Raw genomic sequence first — 3601 nt, forward strand, 5'->3', positions numbered from 1 at the left:
CTAACCAGCTGAACTACCACTCCGCATTTCAAAAATCAGAGCTTGGCGATGTCCTACTCTTACATGGGGAAACCCCACACTACCATCGGCGCTATTGCGTTTCACTTCTGAGTTCGGTATGGTTTCAGGTGGTTCCACAACGCTATGGTCGCCAAGCGAATTTGATCTAAAACAATCTGGAAAACTGCCAATACACTTTACAACATTCTTATATTAAACAAAACCACTTAGGTGTTGTATGGTTAAGCCTCACGGGCAATTAGTACAGGTTAGCTCAACGTCTCACAACGCTTACACACCCTGCCTATCAACGTCTTAGTCTTAAACAACCCTTTAGGACACAAAAAGTGCCAGGGAAGACTCATCTTAGGGCTCGCTTCCCGCTTAGATGCTTTCAGCGGTTATCGATTCCGAACTTAGCTACCGGGCAATGCGTCTGGCGACACAACCCGAACACCAGAGGTTCGTCCACTCCGGTCCTCTCGTACTAGGAGCAGCTCCCTTCAATCTTCCAACGCCCACGGCAGATAGGGACCGAACTGTCTCACGACGTTCTAAACCCAGCTCGCGTACCACTTTAAATGGCGAACAGCCATACCCTTGGGACCAACTTCAGCCCCAGGATGTGATGAGCCGACATCGAGGTGCCAAACACCGCCGTCGATATGAACTCTTGGGCGGTATCAGCCTGTTATCCCCGGAGTACCTTTTATTCGTTGAGCGATGGCCCTTCCATTCAGAACCACCGGATCACTATGACCTGCTTTCGCATCTGCTCGAATTGTCATTCTCGCAGTTAAGCGGGCTTATGCCATTACACTAACCTCACGATGTCCAACCGTGATTAGCCCACCTTCGTGCTCCTCCGTTACTCTTTGGGAGGAGACCGCCCCAGTCAAACTACCCACCAGGCACTGTCCTTGCCCCGGATAACGGGGCTAAGTTAGAACATCAAACATATAAGGGTGGTATTTCAAGGTTGGCTCCATTGGTACTAGCGTACCAACTTCAAAGCCTCCCACCTATCCTACACATGCAGGCTCAATGTTCAGTGCCAAGCTGTAGTAAAGGTTCACGGGGTCTTTCCGTCTAGCCGCGGGTACACTGCATCTTCACAGCGATTTCAATTTCACTGAGTCTCGGGTGGAGACAGTATGGCCATCATTACGCCATTCGTGCAGGTCGGAACTTACCCGACAAGGAATTTCGCTACCTTAGGACCGTTATAGTTACGGCCGCCGTTTACCGGGGCTTCGATCAAGAGCTTCGACTAAGTCTAACCCCATCAATTAACCTTCCGGCACCGGGCAGGCGTCACACCGTATACGTCATCTTACGATTTTGCACAGTGCTGTGTTTTTAATAAACAGTTGCAGCCATCTGGTATCTGCGACTTCCATTAGCTACATCCGTAAAGGATTTCACCATTAGAAGTGTACCTTCTCCCGAAGTTACGGTACCATTTTGCCTAGTTCCTTCACCCGAGTTCTCTCAAGCGCCTTGGTATTCTCTACCCGACCACCTGTGTCGGTTTAGGGTACGATTCCTTACAATCTGAAGCTTAGAGGCTTTTCCTGGAAGCATGGCATCAATGACTTCACCACCATAGTGGCTCGACATCATATCTCAGCGTTAAGATAGTTCGGATTTACCTAAACCATCCGCCTACTTACTTGAACCTGGACAACCATCGCCAGGCCCACCTAGCCTTCTCCGTCCCCCCATCGCAATTGTAAAGAGTACGGGAATATTAACCCGTTTCCCATCGACTACGCCTCTCGGCCTCACCTTAGGAGTCGACTCACCCTGCCCCGATTAACGTTGGACAGGAACCCTTGGTCTTCCGGCGTGGAGGTTTTTCACCCCCATTATCGTTACTCATGTCAGCATTCGCACTTCTGATACCTCCACCGCATTTCTCAATACGCCTTCAACGGCTTACAGAACGCTCCCCTACCCAATGCAACAATACATTGCATTGCCACAGCTTCGGTTTATAGCTTAGCCCCGTTACATCTTCCGCGCAGGCCGACTCGACTAGTGAGCTATTACGCTTTCTTTAAATGATGGCTGCTTCTAAGCCAACATCCTAGCTGTCTAAGCCTTCCCACATCGTTTCCCACTTAGCTATAATTAGGGACCTTAGCTGGTGGTCTGGGTTGTTTCCCTCTCCACGACGGACGTTAGCACCCGCCGTGTGTCTCCCGGATAGTACTTACTGGTATTCGGAGTTTGCAAAGGTTTGGTAAGTCGGGATGACCCCCTAGTCTTAACAGTGCTCTACCCCCAGTAGTATTCATCCGAGGCGCTACCTAAATAGCTTTCGGGGAGAACCAGCTATCTCCAGGTTTGATTGGCCTTTCACCCCTAACCACAGGTCATCCGCTAATTTTTCAACATTAGTCGGTTCGGTCCTCCAGTTGATGTTACTCAACCTTCAACCTGCCCATGGCTAGATCACCTGGTTTCGGGTCTATATCCAGAGACTAAACGCCCAGTTAAGACTCGGTTTCCCTACGGCTCCCCTAAACGGTTAACCTTGCCACTGAATTATAAGTCGCTGACCCATTATACAAAAGGTACGCAGTCACACCTATAACTAAAGATGCTCCTACTGCTTGTACGTATACAGTTTCAGGTTCTATTTCACTCCCCTCACAGGGGTTCTTTTCACCTTTCCCTCACGGTACTAGTTCACTATCGGTCAGTCAGTAGTATTTAGCCTTGGAGGATGGTCCCCCCATATTCAGACAGGATATCACGTGTCCCGCCCTACTCGATTTCACTAGTTATGCGCCGTCAGTTACGGGGCTATCACCCTGTATCGCAATACTTTCCAGAACCTTCACCTGACGCATCAAAAGCTTAAGGGCTAGTCCAATTTCGCTCGCCGCTACTTTCGGAATCTCGGTTGATTTCTACTCTTCGAGGTACTTAGATGTTTCAGTTCCCCCGATTTACTTCGCAATGCTATATATTCACATTACGATATGTGCTTATGCACATAGGTTTCCCCATTCGGAAATCCTAGACTCGAGCGGATTTTACTTCCTCATCTAGGCTTATCGCAAGTTAATACGTCCTTCATCGTCTCTGACTGCCAAGGCATCCACTGTATACGCTTAATTACTTAACCACACAACCCTAAGGGGTCTTTTGGCATAAAAATTATGTAATATCTTTCGATTCCATCAAAATCAAATATGAATAACATTCAAACTACAGTTACTCTTAAAGAACACTTGAGTGCATTTGACATCTATATATATTCAAAAGATAGCTAAGATACTTCACTATTCTAGACAACTGCCGATTAGTGGAAACTAACCAGGCTTGTTATCTTCAGCTTTCCAAATTGTTAAAGAGCATAGTTACTCACATAACTAAAATAACCATTTTTAAAGACTCTAGAAAAGAATATTTAAAAATGGTGGAGCTATGCGGGATCGAACCGCAGACCTCCTGCGTGCAAAGCAGGCGCTCTCCCAGCTGAGCTATAGCCCCTCACACAAAACCCATCCAACTGGTGGGTCTGAATGGACTTGAACCACCGACCTCCCGCTTATCAGGCGAACGCTCTAACCGTCTGAGCTACAGACCC

2 tRNA genes and 2 rRNA genes are annotated in these 3601 nt (G+C 47.9%); all 4 read right to left on the reverse strand.

The features are described from left to right. Positions 1 to 40: 40 nt before the first annotated feature. Positions 41 to 156: ribosomal RNA gene (gene rrf, locus CF67_RS02725) — 5S ribosomal RNA — on the reverse strand. An 82-nt stretch (positions 157 to 238) separates the two neighbouring features. Beyond that, positions 239 to 3136 (reverse strand): 23S ribosomal RNA (locus tag CF67_RS02730). Positions 3137 to 3428: 292 nt separating this feature from the next. Next, a tRNA-Ala gene (locus tag CF67_RS02735) sits at positions 3429 to 3504 on the reverse strand. Between the two features lie 20 nt (positions 3505 to 3524). After that, positions 3525 to 3601, reverse strand: a tRNA-Ile gene (locus tag CF67_RS02740).

Source organism: Candidatus Photodesmus blepharonis (genome assembly GCF_000731795.2).
GTDB classification, from domain to species: domain Bacteria; phylum Pseudomonadota; class Gammaproteobacteria; order Enterobacterales; family Vibrionaceae; genus Vibrio; species Vibrio blepharonis.